This window comes from Nocardiopsis sp. NPDC055824 (assembly GCF_053616335.1).
On sequence record NZ_JBSHDN010000009.1, the window covers coordinates 31,044 to 45,634 of the forward strand.

Annotated in this window: 15 protein-coding genes; 2 read left to right on the forward strand and 13 right to left on the reverse strand. The window is 72.0% G+C overall.

The window, feature by feature from the left end; all coding sequences use genetic code 11:
- Nucleotides 1–222 precede the first annotated feature (222 nt).
- Nucleotides 223–747, forward strand: a complete 525-nt coding sequence (locus ACWGL3_RS04245; RefSeq protein ID WP_452460839.1) for a hypothetical protein — start codon at nucleotides 223–225, stop codon at nucleotides 745–747.
- 77 nt (nucleotides 748–824) lie between these two features.
- Here the strand turns inward: ACWGL3_RS04245 and ACWGL3_RS04250 are convergent, their stop codons facing one another.
- The 6 genes from ACWGL3_RS04250 to ACWGL3_RS04275 all read right to left on the reverse strand — a co-directional run bounded on the left by ACWGL3_RS04250 (nucleotide 825) and on the right by ACWGL3_RS04275 (nucleotide 3,625).
- Nucleotides 825–1,073 (reverse strand): hypothetical protein, encoded by a 249-nt coding sequence (locus ACWGL3_RS04250; protein ID WP_452460840.1) that lies wholly within the window; start codon nucleotides 1,071–1,073, stop codon nucleotides 825–827.
- On the reverse strand, nucleotides 1,070–1,243 hold the full coding sequence (locus tag ACWGL3_RS04255; RefSeq protein ID WP_452460841.1) for a hypothetical protein: 174 nt from the start codon (nucleotides 1,241–1,243) through the stop codon (nucleotides 1,070–1,072). The genes ACWGL3_RS04250 and ACWGL3_RS04255 overlap by 4 nt, the downstream gene beginning before the upstream one ends.
- A gap of 13 nt (nucleotides 1,244–1,256) precedes the next feature.
- Nucleotides 1,257–1,556 carry a hypothetical protein gene (locus tag ACWGL3_RS04260; protein ID WP_452460842.1) on the reverse strand — a complete coding sequence of 100 codons (300 nt, stop codon included), beginning with the start codon at nucleotides 1,554–1,556 and terminating at the stop codon, nucleotides 1,257–1,259.
- A gap of 40 nt (nucleotides 1,557–1,596) precedes the next feature.
- Nucleotides 1,597–2,223, reverse strand: coding sequence for a hypothetical protein (locus tag ACWGL3_RS04265; protein ID WP_452460843.1), 627 nt, complete (start codon nucleotides 2,221–2,223; stop codon nucleotides 1,597–1,599).
- Nucleotides 2,224–2,366: 143 nt separating this feature from the next.
- Nucleotides 2,367–3,200, reverse strand: a complete 834-nt coding sequence (locus ACWGL3_RS04270; RefSeq protein ID WP_452460844.1) for a phosphoadenosine phosphosulfate reductase domain-containing protein — start codon at nucleotides 3,198–3,200, stop codon at nucleotides 2,367–2,369.
- Between the two features lie 92 nt (nucleotides 3,201–3,292).
- Nucleotides 3,293–3,625 carry a hypothetical protein gene (locus tag ACWGL3_RS04275; protein WP_452460845.1) on the reverse strand — a complete coding sequence of 111 codons (333 nt, stop codon included), beginning with the start codon at nucleotides 3,623–3,625 and terminating at the stop codon, nucleotides 3,293–3,295.
- Nucleotides 3,626–3,706: 81 nt separating this feature from the next.
- Between ACWGL3_RS04275 and ACWGL3_RS04280 the strand changes: the two genes are divergently transcribed.
- A complete protein-coding gene (locus tag ACWGL3_RS04280) occupies nucleotides 3,707–3,895 on the forward strand; it encodes a hypothetical protein (protein ID WP_452460846.1) in 189 nt (62 codons plus the stop codon).
- A gap of 24 nt (nucleotides 3,896–3,919) precedes the next feature.
- Here ACWGL3_RS04280 and ACWGL3_RS04285 read toward each other — a convergent pair whose 3' ends face one another.
- From ACWGL3_RS04285 to ACWGL3_RS04315, 7 genes are all read right to left on the reverse strand, one after another.
- Nucleotides 3,920–4,117 (reverse strand): hypothetical protein, encoded by a 198-nt coding sequence (locus ACWGL3_RS04285; protein ID WP_452460847.1) that lies wholly within the window; start codon nucleotides 4,115–4,117, stop codon nucleotides 3,920–3,922.
- An 80-nt stretch (nucleotides 4,118–4,197) separates the two neighbouring features.
- A complete protein-coding gene (locus tag ACWGL3_RS04290) occupies nucleotides 4,198–5,199 on the reverse strand; it encodes a hypothetical protein (protein WP_452460848.1) in 1,002 nt (333 codons plus the stop codon).
- A gap of 90 nt (nucleotides 5,200–5,289) precedes the next feature.
- Complete coding sequence (locus tag ACWGL3_RS04295; protein WP_452460849.1) at nucleotides 5,290–6,936, reverse strand: hypothetical protein; 1,647 nt, start codon at nucleotides 6,934–6,936, stop codon at nucleotides 5,290–5,292.
- A gap of 85 nt (nucleotides 6,937–7,021) precedes the next feature.
- Nucleotides 7,022–7,273, reverse strand: a complete 252-nt coding sequence (locus tag ACWGL3_RS04300) for a hypothetical protein (protein ID WP_452460850.1) — start codon at nucleotides 7,271–7,273, stop codon at nucleotides 7,022–7,024.
- Between the two features lie 519 nt (nucleotides 7,274–7,792).
- The gene (locus tag ACWGL3_RS04305) at nucleotides 7,793–12,352 is read right to left on the reverse strand and encodes a zeta toxin family protein (protein ID WP_452460851.1); all 4,560 of its coding nucleotides are present in this window, start codon (nucleotides 12,350–12,352) and stop codon (nucleotides 7,793–7,795) included.
- A gap of 9 nt (nucleotides 12,353–12,361) precedes the next feature.
- On the reverse strand, nucleotides 12,362–12,808 hold the full coding sequence (locus ACWGL3_RS04310) for a DUF4913 domain-containing protein (RefSeq protein WP_452460852.1): 447 nt from the start codon (nucleotides 12,806–12,808) through the stop codon (nucleotides 12,362–12,364).
- Nucleotides 12,805–14,589: a type IV secretory system conjugative DNA transfer family protein gene (locus ACWGL3_RS04315; RefSeq protein ID WP_452460853.1), complete on the reverse strand. Its 1,785-nt coding sequence runs from the start codon at nucleotides 14,587–14,589 to the stop codon at nucleotides 12,805–12,807. The genes ACWGL3_RS04310 and ACWGL3_RS04315 overlap by 4 nt, the downstream gene beginning before the upstream one ends.
- Between the last annotated feature and the right edge of the window lie 2 nt (nucleotides 14,590–14,591).

Sequence of the window (14,591 nt, forward strand, 5' to 3'; positions counted from 1 at the left end):
TCGTGGCCGCACCCGCTGTCATCTTCGCGGCCGTCAACAATCTCCGGCGCTACCGTGGCTGCCTTCGAGCGAACGTCAACGCCTGCTCTACGCCCCGACCCTGAGCCGCAGCAGGAAGTGCTCGGGAACAGCTCTGGAGTCGGGGGCTTGAGAGCGCCGCCCGCGCGGGGCAACTCTTCGGTTTCGACCCCGCGGGCGGGAGAGGAGCTGCACGATGGGCGCATGACAGATCTCAACGTGATCCGCCGCTGCTTCGACCCCCGACAGCGCCCAGAACTCCTGGCTCCCCTGCGGGCACTGGAGGAGATCGGCGACGCCGACTCCTTGGAGCGGGTGGTGGCCGCCGCCATGGCCCAACGGCGACTCGAGCGGCTCGCCGGACACGGCGTCACGGTCTCGCTCGAGTGGCGCTGCCCGTGTTACCTGCGTGACTCGCGCGGGCATCTACACCGACGCCGCGAGAAGGAGCGCGGCCGCCCCGGTCTTTGCTACGACTTCGGCGGCAGCCGCGCCACGGGGGGCATGTTCGACCACGGGCGGACCTGGTTGCGCGAGCGCAAGCGCGTTGCGCTGACCCTGGAGCCCTACGGTGAGGTCGCCGCCGAGGACTTCGCCGTGGCGGCCGCGTCGCTGGCCGCCGACGAACTGGTGATGAGGACGTGTGCGTGCTGCGGCACGCACTTCCCGGGGATGACCACGCTGATCGCGATCAGCAGGGCGGAGGATTCGCTCAACTTCTGCCCCTGACCCGGAACGGTGATTCCGGGCCCGGGCACTGCAACAGAAACGGCCCCTCCGGAGAGGGGCCGTTGTGCAGAACGCGGTCAGTCGGGGCGGATGGAGAGTGCGACGACCCTGTGCCCGTAGACCAGAACGACCGCGACGTACCCGATGCCGCGCATCTGGCGCACGAACGGGTCCTCGGGGTGGTCGGGGTGCGGGCCAGTGAGGACGGTGGGGTCGTCGGCGGCCGCCAAGTCCAGTAGGGCGTTACCAGCGCGGATCCTCACCCGAGGCGGCAGGGAGCGCAGTTGGCTGCGAACGGCGTCCGAGAGGGTGAGCGAGCGCTTCACGCGGCGCGCTCGGGGTGCTCAGCGTCGTCCAACAGGACGGCGAAAAGCTCTTCGCGCATCTGCTCGAGGGGGCCTGCTTCGATGGTGACTCCCTCGGGGGGCAGGTCCGTGCGGGCGCGCTCGATGGCGCGCTCCACCAGGGCGGCGTCACTGTGCGGTTCGTGGGACACGGCGGTCTCCTTGTCAGGCGGCAGGCAGGGCGGTCTGGCGCCCGGCGGAAGCGCGGCGCCGGTGGGGCAGGGCGTCCAGGGCGACCTGGGTGCCCGAGAGTAGCTCCAGCAGTGAGATCTGGAAGTGGCCGGCGATGCGGTCGAGGTCGTCCACGGTCCACAGCCTGCCGCCGTGGACCTTGGCGCTGACGTTGGTGCGGTCCTGGTCGAGGGAGGCCGCCAAATCGGTGATGGTCTCCCCGCACCGGCGCAGCAGGAGCAGGGTCGTGTCGCTGATCTGTTCGTGGCGCTCGGATCGCTGACGTGCGCTCATGGAACGACCGTATCAAATAGTCCCGTCTGTGGCCGGTGGATCACGGGGTCTCCTTCGTGGTCTTCTTCGCCCGGCCGGTCTTGCGTCCTTGCCCGGGGCGGTTGCGCCAGAAATGCGCGAAGGCGGCCGGGTCGTACAGGGCGCCGTAGCCGTGGTGCTCGCCGGCCACGGGGGCCGGGATCTCCTTCTCGGGGTCGGCGCCCTGGGCGAGTCGCTCGAGGCTGTCGTCTCGGGCGGTGTTGACGGTGTCGTGGTGCAGGCCCAGGGCGGTGGCGATGGCGGACAGCGGCATCGGCTCGCCCTGGGTGGCCAGGCGGTCGAGCAGGGCCTCGTCGGTCTGGCGTCCGCGGGGGATCGCCGCGTATACCTTCGCGGCCGAGAACACTGCCGAGGCGCGGCCGGAGCCGACGCGCGTCGGCGGGTCGGGGATCGCCGGCGCGGGAAACCCCTTGATTCGGGAACGCCACCGCTGCACGGTGGCGCGGCGCTTGGCGCGCTCCTCGGGGTCGGTGAGGCCTTCGGTGTCGCAGAGTTCGTCGGCGAGCTGGGTCATGGTCAGGGGGCGGTCGGGGTGGGCGGGCAGGCGCTCGTCCTCAAGGACGGAGTCGTCCAGGCCTGCGTCGGCGGCCCAGGCGAGCAGGGCGGCGCGGTCCGGCTGGTCGGTCATGGGGTCCTGTGTTCTGTAGGGTGGAGCACGAAAACCCACTCCAAGTCCTTTCGGCTTGGAGGGGTGTTTTGGGAGACGGCCCGGGGATGGTGGGCCCTGCTCGCGCAGGGCTTCCCCGGGCCGTCGCTGTGTTCAGGTCTCGTCTACCACAGCTTGACCTGGACCGACTCGGGGCGAGGCGGCTTCTTCGCCAGCTCGATCACCTGGGCCATGGACAGGTCCTGGCGGAAGCGGTGGCCGATCTCGGCTTCGACGGCCGCGTACTCGGCGGCCAGCTCCTTGTTGGCGCGGGCGGCGATGATCAGGCCTTTGCGGGAGCCCAGGATGCAGAAGCAGCAGGAGAGACGGTCCATGCCCAGCGCGTAGGCCTCGTGCTGGCGCAGTCCCTCCTCGTTGGCCAGCGCGAAGACCTCGTCGGTGAGCAGGTGGTGCACGGGCAGCCATTCGTCGACGTGGCGGCGGCTGTTGCTGGCGGCCCTGTCGAAGCGGTACGGGGACTTCAGGCGGCGGGCTGTGGACTCCTGGGCGCGTAGGCCCATGACGTTGAGGATGGGGACCGGGCCCTGGTGGCCGGCCTCGCGCTCGGCGGCGGCCACGCGGGTCATGAGCTTGCGGATGGGATCCCGCTTATGGCGCGAGGTGCACAGCCGCACCTTCGCCGAAGGCCAGGAGCCGCGCTGGCGGGCGGTGTCCAGAACGGTCTGCACCACCCCTTCCTCATCGGTGGCCGCGACGGTCTCCAGCGGGATGCCGTAGTGGGCGGCGTGCTCTTGGACCAGCTCGTGGGTATTGGGCCATTCGGACTTGCCCAGGTCGGCGTGGACGGCGATAACGCGGTCGACGACGCCGACGCGGCGGGCTTCGCGCATCGTCAGGACCAGGGCGGCGATGGAGTCCTTGCCGCCCGACAGGTTGGCAAGGATCTTCCGGTAGCGGGTCAGGTCCGGCGCAGGCCCGGAGGTGAGAGTGGTGGACACGGGTTCCCTTTCGGTCGGAGGTGTTTCGGGATGGGTGCGGGTGGTGGGCCCGCAGGGGCCGCCGGGGCGGGGTCGTCCCGCCCCGGCGGGGGTTAGGCGGCGGGGACGGGGTTGCCGTGTTCCAGGGCGGTGATGGCGGCGGCGACCTTGGCGGCGGTGGCCGCGAGGTCCTCGGCGGCCACCGGGGTCTCGGGGGTGGTGTGCAGCAGCGTGGTGTCGCGGTCGGGGTCGGCGGGGTAGTGGGCGGCGAGCAGGCCGATGGTGGTCCCCAGGGGCACGGTGATGACCTCGGTGGAGGTGGAGATGAGGATGCGCCCGTCGGGCGCGGCGATCTCCAGTCCCTCGGGGCCGTGGCCGTCGAGGGGCCCGCAGTCGACGCCGGTGACGCCGAGGTCGTCCAGGTGGTCCCGCAGCAGGGTTCCCACGGTGGGCCCCTCGGTGTACAGGGTGTCCAGGGTTCGGCCGATGAGGGGCAGCCAGACGGCGATCCCGGCGAGGAAGCGGACGTGGTGGGCGCGGGCGAAGGGCCGCGCCTGCGGCGTGGGGTCGGCCAGGGTCCGGAGCAGGGTGCGGATGTCGTGTTCGCGCTGCTCGGTGTCGGTGCGGGCGAGGTGGGCCAGGACGCGGTCGCGCAGGTCGGCCAGGTCGGCGCCGGTTCCCTCCTCGCGAACCTGGGCGTAGGCGGCGTCGGCTAGGTCCAGCGCGCTGGGCCACAGGTCCTAGTGGGCGTGGGCGCGGCCACCCTGGGGGGTGAGGGTGGCGGCCATGTCGATGACGCGGGCGGCGGCACGGCGCAGGCTCTGCAGGGAGGGCGGGGTCTTCAGGGCGGGGTTGTCCAGGAGTAGGGCGTCCAGGGCTGGGTCCAGGAGCCACAGCGGCTCCATGTTGGGGTCGAGGTCGCCGTAGGGGTCGTGCACGAGAGGCCTTTCTTCGGTCGGGGTGTTTCGGGAGGGCTGGTGGGGCGAGATGGTGGGCCCGCCCCACCAGCCGGGGTGGGTCAGGCGCGGGCGGCGCGCTGGGTGTGGGCGGCGATGGCAGCGGCGGCCTCGCGTACGTCGGCCTCGGCGTTGGTCTCGCGGGAGGTGTGGACGGGGAGCCAGGAGCCTTCCTCGTGGGGGGCGAGGTAGACGTCGAGCCCCTCGTGGGCCCAGGTCCGGTACCTGATCCGGCTGCTGGTGCGGCCCATGACCAGGAGCTGGCCGTCGGGGGAGTCGAGGACGAGCGCTTCGGCTCCACCGCTGATGTCAGCCACCCGGCCGGTGAGGCCGTGCTCGGCCAGGGCTGCCTGGAGCAGGTCGCTGACGCGGGGGGCCTCGGCCAGGGCGCGCTCGCCCAGGGGACTCAGGACGAGGTGTCGGGTGTACTCGGCCTCGTCGATGAGGCCGAGGCGCTGCAAGCCGATGTTGTCGTGGATGCCCAGCTCGGTGAGGATGCAGGCGTGGTAGGTCACGGTGCCGCCCTCGGCCCGCATGATGGCGAGGGAGCGGAGCTGGCGGTACCCGAGCCGGGGGAGCGGGACCAGGGGGGCCAGCGCGCGGGCCAGGATCGCGCCCCGGCGGGTCAGGCGCAGATCCCATCGCCCGTCGACGTTGGTGACCAGTTCCTCACTGATCCGGTGGTGGCAGGGGCGGCGGTCCGTGAGCTGGCCGCCGTGGTGGTGGGCGGCCACGAGCAGCCATTCCTGGCGGCGGGTCAGGTTCGGCACGCGGAAGGTGTGCTCGGATTGCACTTCGCGCTCGGCGCCGTCCTCGCCACGGACCACGGGTCCGACGACGAGGGTGGGACGGGCCAGGGCGTCCTGGGGCCTCGCGCTGTGGTCGATGCGGCGCTCGTGGTAGCTGACGACGCGGCCGACGAAGGCGCTGCGCTCGTCCTGGCCCGCGACGCGCGCCCCGCGCGGGAAGTCGGCGCGTACCCGGCGGCGGGCGGCCTTCTCCCGTTGGGCGGGGGTGAGGTCGAGGTCGGGGTAGAGGCCTCGGGCCTCGGGTTTGGTGTGCATCTGCATGGTGGGCCTTTCGGGTGGAGGTGTTTTGGGAGGCGGCGGGGGCCGGGTGGTGGGCCCGGTCCCCCGCCGTGTTCAGGGGGTGTCTCAGGCGGCGAGGTTCCAGTAGTTCCAGCCGGAGTCCTCGTACAGGTCCCAGCCGGAGGGGCGGTACTCGCCGGTGATGGCCTCGACCAGCGCGGACAGGATCACCTCGGCGCAGTTCGGGGTGACGGCGTTGCCGAGAAGGCGCGCTTTGATCCGCTTGGAGGGCGGGGTGAGCAGGTAGCTGTCGGGGAAGGCCATGGCGGCCTGGATCTCGGGGATGTTGAGCATCCTGAAGAGCACGCTGTTGATGTCGAAGGGCACCTGGTCCTGGGGGGCGGCGGCTGTGGGCGCGGTGGCCAGGCCGTAGCGGTCCTTGGTGGTCAGGGTGCCCACGGTGTCGCTGACGGGCCAGGAGCGGCCGTTGCTGAAGTACTGCACCAGCAGGCGCTCGGGCTCGGCGGGAGCCTGGGCCAGTCCGTGGTGGAATCCCCCGGCGGTGACGGTGTGCAGGTGCTGGCTGGTGGCGTAGGCGCGGTTGAGATCACCGCCGCCGCGCAAGGGGGTGATGAACGGGGGCAGGGCGATGCCGCTCTCGCGCCTGCAGGTCTGGGTGCGCAGAGGGTCGGTGGCGGGCTTGGCAGGCTTCTCCCGCCCCTCCAGCGGAACGATCAGGGGCGGGACGGCGATGCCGTCGCTCTCGCGGGTCAGGCGGGTGGGCATGGGGTGGGTGAGCGGGATGGCGTTCTCGCGCCAGCTCCCTCCGGTGGGGGTGAGCAGCGGCGCCCAGTACTGGCGCATGCCCGCTTCGATCCGGGCGATCGTCTTGGGGCTGAGGCCGCCCTGCTTGCCCTTGGTGGCCTTGCGCTCGCCGATGGGGGTACCGGGGTCGGAGAAGTCGATGATGGCTCCGGCGGGCAGGATCTCGGGCTCGAGGACCTGGTTGCGGCAGGTGGTGTTGGGGCAGCGGTAGAGGTACTGGCTGCCGTACTTGCCCATGTCCCGGCTGGGGTCCTTGAAGACCTGCATGGCGCGCACGTTCTTCTGGCAGACGTCGCAGTAGGCGACGGGGCGCAGCCAGCGGTCCCAGTGGGGGGTGCGGCCGACGCTCTTGTGGATGTAGGCGCCGAAGAGGCGGTTGCGGGACTGGGAGCAGCGGCGGTTGCCGGGGGCCAGCGCGTGCATGGAGTTCAGCGCGATGAGCTTGAAGATGTAGCCCATGGACTCGAACTCGCCGACCCAGCGCCCCCATTCGGCCCAGTTGCGGCACTCGACCACGTTCTCAACCACACCGGCCTGGACGATCCTGCCACGACGGTGCCAGGTCCGCAGGTAGATGATCACCTCCTCCATCAGGGCGCGGGAGCGCTTGGCGGCTGCCTCCTCGGCCAGTGCCTCGGGGGACTTCTCGGCCTCCCACAGGCTCATCTGGTTCTCGGAGTCGAAGGTGCGCACCACGCCCTTGGCGGTGGTCCAGTCGGGACAGGCGGGGGAGTGCCAGGCGACGTTGGCGTGCGGGAAGGTGGGGGTGCCCCCGGCGTTTTGGACGTCGCCGCACCAGTGCTCGACGTCGGGGAAGTTCGCGGCGTGCGACTCGATGGCGTCGGGGTTGTGGTTGGCGGCGAAGATCGGGGTCAGGCCCTCGACGTGGTGGGCGCCTTCGCTGTCGCCGCCGACTCCGGCGAACTCGGACAGGTAGGTCAGGCTCATGGGCCGTCCTTTCGGGTGGAGGTGTTTTGGGAGGCGCTGCGGCCCGGGTGGTGGGCCCGGGGCCGCAGCGGAGGAGGGGTGGGGGTCAGTGCTGGGCGCGGGTGCGCTGGTGGAGTTCGTCCAGGTGGTCGATGTCGCGTGCCTCGTCGGCACCGATGAGGGCGCAGGCCTGGGTGAGGGTGCGGGCGCGCTCCATGGCGCCGTTGAGGCCGGGGCCCCACCGCAGGCAGTTGGTGTTGGGCCAGACCTCACCGCGCTCGGTGAGGATGGTCACGACGTCGTCCCAGGCCTGCAGGGCCAGGGCGGTCATGGCGGAGCGTTCGGCCTTGGTGCTCACGGGCTCTCCTCGTCGGGCGGGGCCGGGGCGGCGGGCCCCTCTTCCTTGCTTTCTAGGTACACTTTACCGCATTTCAAGGCACGAAGGAGCCTCTGAGCTGGACCGTTGTCGTTCTGTGACCTTATTTGAGGGGGGTTTCTCCTACCTCGGGCCCGCCCCATCCCCTCACCCGGCATCCGCCCGCAGGGCGAGCGCGCCGGGTGGTGGTTGCCACCGCGCTTGCGCGGCTTGACCCCAGAGCGGGGGCGGGTGACCGGGTGGAGCGGGTCGCCGTGAGGGACGAGCGGCGGCGCGCGGAGGCCGCAGCGCCCGTTCCCGTGGCGGGGTTGGCGGCCGCTGCCCGGTGTGCTGGGGTGTGCCCGGATGCCGGGTGAGGGGATGGGGCAGGCCCACCACAGCAGAGGTGCACCCGACTGCGCTGCCCCTCCCATCCGCGAGCCCTAAGTCCCCGCCGGAGGCACTCGTCGCCGCCCCCGGGGGAGGGGGCGGCGACGATCCGGCAGACCCGTGCACCTGTGGTTACGGAGTGCGCGCCATGGTCCGGTGCTGCTGCTCGGTGTGCGCGGGCGGGGCCTGGGAGTGCCCGTCGGAACGGGGAGAGCCCTCAGGGACGGGCCCGTCGATGGCCGCGCCGCTCACCCCGGCTCGGGGGCCCCGTACCCGACTCGGAGCCGGGGCGCTCTCACCCTCCACCCCAGTTCGGGGTCCCCGTACACGGCTGGGGGCCGGGGCGCTCTCGGCTCGAGCTTCCCGCTCGTTGGTCTCGACAGTGACGCGGCGGGCCCGGTCCTCGTCGGCCGGCGGCATCCTCAGCTCACTGCGCAGGTCGTTGAGCCCGTCGGCCAGGTGCGTGCGGGCCAGGGCGTACTCACCGGTGACCCGGTCGGCCTCGGGCAGCCGTCGGGTGATCTGCTCCACGCTCTCGCGCAGGAGCGACTTCTCCCCGTCGGAGAGTTCGGCGCCCTGGAGGCGGTGCAGCCCGGCCAGCACGGATTCGCTGCTGCTCCACACCCGCTCCCGGTCGGGGGTCTCGGCGGCGGGGTCGTGGATGAGGTGGGTGCCCCAGGCGGGCTGGGAGCCCTCGCGTGGGTAGAGCGCGACCCTGTTGACCAGCTTCTGCTCGTGGACCTGGGCCAGGATCTTCTCCAGGTTCTGGGCTTCGCGCTGGTGGTGGTCCAGAGGGACGGCCTGGTGGATGGTGCCCGCGTGCAGGTGCTGGTCCAGGGCCTCGAGCTGGCCGAGCTTGCGCTGGGCGTCGGGGGTGATGCGGGCGGCCAGGGTGATCTCGTAGCCGTACTCGCGGGCCATGGCGGCGAACTCCACCACCCGCTCGGGGTCGTTGGTGGGCATCACGAGCTGGACGTCGGTACCGCGCTTGAGCAGCTTTTCGAAGTCGCGGCGCATCTTGTCGTACACGTCCGGGTCGACCCGGTCGGTCGCGGCCTTCCAGCCGCGGCGGCGGTACAGGTCGGCCCAGTCGGAGTGGGCGGCGCGGAGCTGGCGGCCGTCGATGCGCTCGGCGACCACGGGTTCGTCCCGCTCGGTCTCCCGGGCCCGGACCGGGTCGGGTGCGGGCCCGGTGTCGGCGTCGCCGGGGACGAAGATGGTGGCGCGGCGGCCGTTGGCGGCCGTCGCCAGGCGGTCGGGGTCGGGTCCGGTGTCGTCGTCGGTCAGCCCGATGGTGGCGCGGCGGCCGGGTGCGTTGCCCAGGTTGGCTGCCAGGCGTTCGCGTTCGATGTCCAGGTCGGCGTCGGCGGCCGCGGACTTCGAGGGCTGATGAGCTGCGAGGTCCGGGGCGGGCTCGGGAGGTGCAGGTGCGCCGGCCGCGGGTGCCTCATCCACGACCTGGGCGTTGGCGATGCTCTCCCATTCGGCTAGGCGCTCCTGCTCGGCCAGGGCCTCCTCCTCGGGCTCGGGCCCTTCGGGGGCAGGGGGCTCCGGCGCCGGGGCGGGCTCGCCGGCGGTGGCGGCCTGCGGGGCCTCGGGCTCAGGTTCGGGGGTGGGCGCGGTGTCCGGCTGGGCGGGGTTCTCGTCGGCGGCCGCCGGGGCGGGGGCGGGGTTCTGTGCCGGTTCGGCGGATGCGTTCAGGTCGGGGAACAGGGTGGGCTCGTCGGCCACGGCGGCATCTCCTCGCTGGGAGGGAACGGTGGACGTCTCAGGGGCGCGGGGCGGGGCCAGCGAGGCGGCGGGGCGGTCGATCTCCTGTAGTGCCTCGCGCACACGCTCGCCCTTGGCGGTCAGGTAGAGGTGCTCGTCGGGGCCGGTGCGCATCCATTCGCGTTCGCGCAGCTCCTTCTTGGTGCGGTTGGAGACCCTCTCCAGGGAGACGCGGTGCCCGTGGTCGGTGCGGGCGATGGAGTCGCCGGTCATGGCCCGCCGCAGGTAGGGGCGTAGCTCGGTGAGTTCCTCGCGGGTCAGCGTGCGCGGAGGCTCGGTGCTCTCCGCCCGTTCCGGCGCCGGCTCCTCCTGGTGCGCGACCAGGTCGGCGTTCAGGCTCCCGGTCAGGCTGATGCCGGGCGGGGCCAGGCCGACGGTCTCCAGAATCGTCTGCTCGTCCAGGTGGGGGCACTGGCGCCGGTACTCGGCGGCCATGCGCTCCAGGGTCGCCTCGTCGTCGGGCAGGGTGGCCAGGTCGACGTCGAGCAGCTCCCGGCGGCGGTCGGCCTCGGTGAACACCTCCAGGTACAGGTCCTCGAACTCGGGGTTGCGTTCGATCACCCCTGGGAGGAAGGCGTGGGCGCGCAGCTCGGCGATGTGCTCGTGCACTACCGCGAAGGCGGCGCGCATCTCCCCCTCGCCCATGAGCTGGCCGATGCGGGCGCGGGCCCGGTCCTGGGCCTGGCCCATGCGGGCGCGGCGCACGCTCTCGTGTTCGTCCAGGGTGGCGCTGACGCGCGCCCGCCACAGGGTGGCGCTGGCCCGGGGCGGGGCCTCGGGGAGCTGGTCCAGGGCGGTGTAGAGGCTGCCCATGCGCTTGCGCAGGGCCTCGAAGCCCAGGTCCTCGGTGAGGACGACCCAGGGGTCGGTGCGGCTGTAGGTACCGGAGAAGCCGTGCTCGGCCAGGACGTCGCGGACGCTGTCGGGGGTGGTGGGGGACAGGTGCCAGGTGCGGGTCTCGTGGTCGATGACCATGACGTCGGCGAAGGCGGGGTCGTCGACCGCGGGCAGGGTGAGCTGGGCGCGCAGGGACTCGCGCACCCCCGCCTCGACAGGGTCGTTGAGGTTGGCGCGGGCCAGCAGCGCGGCGACGTCCTCGGCGGGGGCGGTACGGCTCAGGGCGTAGAGGTCGTCGAGCAGCTCGGCGCGGATCGGCCCCCGCTCGGCCTCTGCGGTCTGCGCCAGGGTGCGGATCTGATCGTTGATGTGGGTGTGTTCCTCGGCGCGCAACTCGGCCTCCAGTCGTCGGGCCCGAGCGTGGTGGACGCTCCCGGGCGGCAGCACGTCCAGCAGCCAGCTCACGTGCTCCTCGTGGGCTTGGCGGCGGCGGGCGCGGACCTGATCGTCGGTGCGGGCACCTCCGCGGCGGGCCAGGGTGTAGACCTCGGCCGCTTCCCGGTCGACCAGGGCCTGCAGGGACTCCACGGGGTCCAGTCGGCGGTGCAGGCGCTGGATCTTGTCCATGTCCGGGCCCAGGATGGGGTCGTTGGCCTCGCGGCGGGCGTAGGCGCGGGCCAGGTCGAACTCGTCCTGGCGCAGCAGGTCCTCCACCCGCCGAGCCGCCTCGTAGTTGGAGCCCGGGCGCAGTTCACCGGCGAAGGGATCCGTGGCCGCCCTTTCCGGCTCCTCGCCGGGGGCGTGGGGGCGCAGCGGGGCGCGCTCGGCGGCGCCGTGGGGGTCCAGGGCGTCAGCGCGGTCGATGACGGCGGCGAACACGTCCTCCGGTACCTGCCCGCCCACTATCGGGTTCCCGCTCTCGCGCAGGTCCTGCAGGTCCCGCAGGACTCGGGTGCGCAGCTCGGCGGCCTCCTCGGGCCGCGCCTCGGACACCTCCTGCAGCGGTTCCAGCAGCTCAGCGAAGACGAAGTGCGCGGAGCGCATCTGTGCCTCGCGTCGGCGGACCTCGGCGCGCCTGGGGTGGTCGGCGGGCAGCCAACTCGACACCTCTCTGAGGATGCCCGCCGCGGCCGACGTGGGCCTGACCCGGGGAGGTGGGTATTTGTTGTAGGTGCGTTCGGCCTCGGCGATTCGCTGTTCGACGAGCACGTCCCGGCTTCCGGCGGCCTCCATCTCCTCCAGGAACAACTGCATGGACCGGCCTGCGGCGGCGGGGTCGGCCTGCGCGCGGCGGGCCCGGTCCTTGGCTCCCTCGAAGTCGCCGGCGCGCAGCAGGTCGTCGACCTCGAATTTGGCGGCCCAGTCGGGGTTGTATTCGCTGTAGTCGGCCGTGGGGGCGGCGTGGGCAGGGATCTTCTCGCGGTAGGGGATGTTCAGGTTGGTGTCGGGGTTGACCCGACGTCCGGTCAGGGTGTCGATGTCGACGTGGAAGAGGCGCTGGTCATCGGTCAGTGCGTACCGGGCGCGGGCCCGGGGGGAGGTGCCCCAGATCTGTCCGGTGAGTTGCTCGCCGTCGACCTCGAAGGTGACCGTGGCCCCGACGGCGTTCTCCGCGGGTTCGTAGGGCCACTGCCGCCGCGGTGTGCGGCGGCGGGCCGGGCGCGCGGGTCCGTTGACTTCCCGGTGGATCCTCTGCCAGCTCTTGGCCAGGGCTACGGCCCGTTCCCGGCCGGTGTAGCCGCTCACGCCCATCATGTCCTTGAGCTCTTGGACGCGCTGACGGTGGCCGTGGGCGGTGTCGTCGCCGGCGTCGGTCATGAAGCGGGCGGCGGCGTGGCGGCCGGTGCGCGCATCGGAGGCGACCACCATCCAGTACTCGTCCGGGGACCGGAAGATGTAGGGGACTTCGAAGGTCCCTGCTCCGGTGCGCAGGTGCTCCTGGTCCTCGAAGGAAAGGCCGGGGTGTACCGGCGGCGGCTGGGGAACCGCAACCGGCCGCGGCCGGCTTCCTCGGCGCTGGCGTGCGGCTGACTGTTCCGGGGCCGGTTCGGGGGCCTGGTCGAAGTCCAGTTCGGGCTGGTCCACAGGGCCTCCTTATCCGGCGGCCGCCGGTGCCTGTTCGGGGAGATGGTGCTCGACCTTGGAGGTGCTGCGGGCACACCGCTTGAAGGGCCCCTGGGGGTCGCGCAGGTACTTGAGCGTGGGCAGCAGGTGGTGGTGCAGCCACGTGGAGGGCCCGGTCAGCCCGCTCTTGCCCTCGGTGTTGACCTGGTCCTGGAAGGCGCGGAACGCAGCGTGCAGGAAGGTGACGGCGTCGTCGTGCTCGATCCACTGCGGGCACCAAGGCTGGTCCTGGCGAACCGCGTAGACGAAGGTCGGCACCACCCACTCCTCGACCCACTGCACGAGCTTGTCGACCTCGGCCTGCTCGGCACCCGGGATGTGGTGGGGAAAGTAGGGCGAGTCCAGGTGCTGCAGGTCGGCCCGGTACTCGGGTTTCTTCTTCTCCTGGCCGGTGGACGCCGGTTCTGCATCGCTCACGCGGGGCTCCTCCTCGTCGTCTTCTCGGCGGCCAGGCGCTCGGTCTCCAGGTCCATGGCCTCCTTGTCCTTGGCCAGCCGGTCGGCGTCGGGGCCCTCGAACCACGCGGGCATGCGAATCAGTGCGGGCCTGGTGGATGTGGCGAACATCAACGCGGTGGACCTCTCCAACTCGCGCACCTCAGCGGCGTCGATGATGCGCTCGCGACGCCTCGAGCGGGTGGTGGAGGCGCCCTGGCGGGAGGTGGACAACGATTCCTCCACAATGGCGCGCATGCCGACGAGCTGGGAGACCTGGTCGACGAAGGAGTAGTCGTCCAGACCGGCACCGATCAGCTTGACGGTGGCCGCGCCCCACATCTTCTTCATCCCCGAGCGCCCCCAGGCGTCCACGCCCTGGTCGTAGGACTGCAGGATGGTGGTGACCTGGATGCCCATGCCGCCCAGGGTGGAGTACAGGTCGGGCAAGTCCTCGATTTTGCAGACGTTCGCGGCCTCGTCCAGGGTCAGCCGGGGCGGGGGCTGGATGCGTCCGCCGCGGGTGGCTTCGGCCTGGGTGACGGCGGCGTCGATACAGGCGTCGGTGAGGGAGGCGATGACCCCCGAGGCACCGCCGGAGCCCTTCTTGGAGAGCAGGTAGAGGGTGTCGGTGCGGCCGACGTGGTCCTCGGGGACGAACTCGGTGGCGCCGTCCTGGAGGGTGACCCACCGGGCGATCTGGGGGTCGTACAAGGGCATGAGGGCCTGCTGGACGTGGCCGTAGACGCCGCGGCGGGTCTCATCGGGCAGTTCGGCGGTCTCCCGCAGGCTGTCGGCCAGCGCGCCCAGGCCGTGCTCGCGCAGGATGTCGACGGGGGCGGCGTCCAGGTGGTCGGTGGACCAGGCGAGCAGGTCCGACAAGGGGCGGCCGCCGAGCCCGGCGGCGTAGAGCAGGTTGGTGAGGGTGGCCTGACCGGCGGCGGTGAAGTAGGCGTCCCCGCCGCGCTTGTCGGGATCCTCCACCGTCTTGGACAAGTTCCTGGCGACGCGGCGGGCGTTGTCGAGCTTGCGTCCGGCCCAGCCGAGCATGTCCCACCAGGTCTCCTGCGGGCGGTGGGCGATCTCCTGGGGGTCGAACAGGAACACCTTGCCGAGCTTGCCCCGAGCGCGGGCAGTGATGGCGTAGGCGTCGGCCCGCACGCTGGTGACCAGGCAGAATCCGATGGCCTCCAACACCTGCTGGGCCACGATCCGGCTGGTCTTGCCCGAGCGCGGTCCGGCCAGGATGAGGATGACGTCCTCGAAGCTGGCGCGCAACAGGGTGCGGGTGCCTTCGAGGAAGCCGAGAATGAGGCCGACGTCGGCGCCGGTGATCTCCTTGCGGGGCTTGTCCTTCAGGTCCGTGCGCAGCCGCCGGGCCTGCTCGAGGCGGGGGCCGTGGGTGAAGTCGCGGACGTCGCGCACCGTGGCCAGTCCCGGCACGGACGCCCGGAACCGCCCCAGGAACAGGGTTGTCCCGGTGGTCGCTGCCGCAACCACCGCGCCGCCGACGGCGGCGATCCCGCCGACGATCCAGGGTGTGTCCACGCCGGGCCACGGGCTCTGGCCGCGCAGTGCGGCGAAGATCATGGCGGGCCCGAAGCGGGGCGGGTGCCATCCGGCACCGGAGGCCCACGCGCCCGCGGTGCCACCGAGCCACACCAGGCCGAGCAGGGCGAACACCAGGACCAGGCCGCCTGCGGCCGTGGCCATCATGGGGTCGCCCGCGAAGAAGCCCACCTGGCGGCGATCGTTACGGGCCACGG

Coding starts and splice junctions, on each gene's coding strand:
- ACWGL3_RS04245 (WP_452460839.1), top strand. CDS start 223: ATGACAGATCTCAACGTGATCCGCCGCTGCTTCGACCCCCGACAGCGC.
- ACWGL3_RS04260 (WP_452460842.1), bottom strand. CDS start 1,556: ATGAGCGCACGTCAGCGATCCGAGCGCCACGAACAGATCAGCGACACG.
- ACWGL3_RS04265 (WP_452460843.1), bottom strand. CDS start 2,223: ATGACCGACCAGCCGGACCGCGCCGCCCTGCTCGCCTGGGCCGCCGAC.
- ACWGL3_RS04290 (WP_452460848.1), bottom strand. CDS start 5,199: ATGCACACCAAACCCGAGGCCCGAGGCCTCTACCCCGACCTCGACCTC.
- ACWGL3_RS04295 (WP_452460849.1), bottom strand. CDS start 6,936: ATGAGCCTGACCTACCTGTCCGAGTTCGCCGGAGTCGGCGGCGACAGC.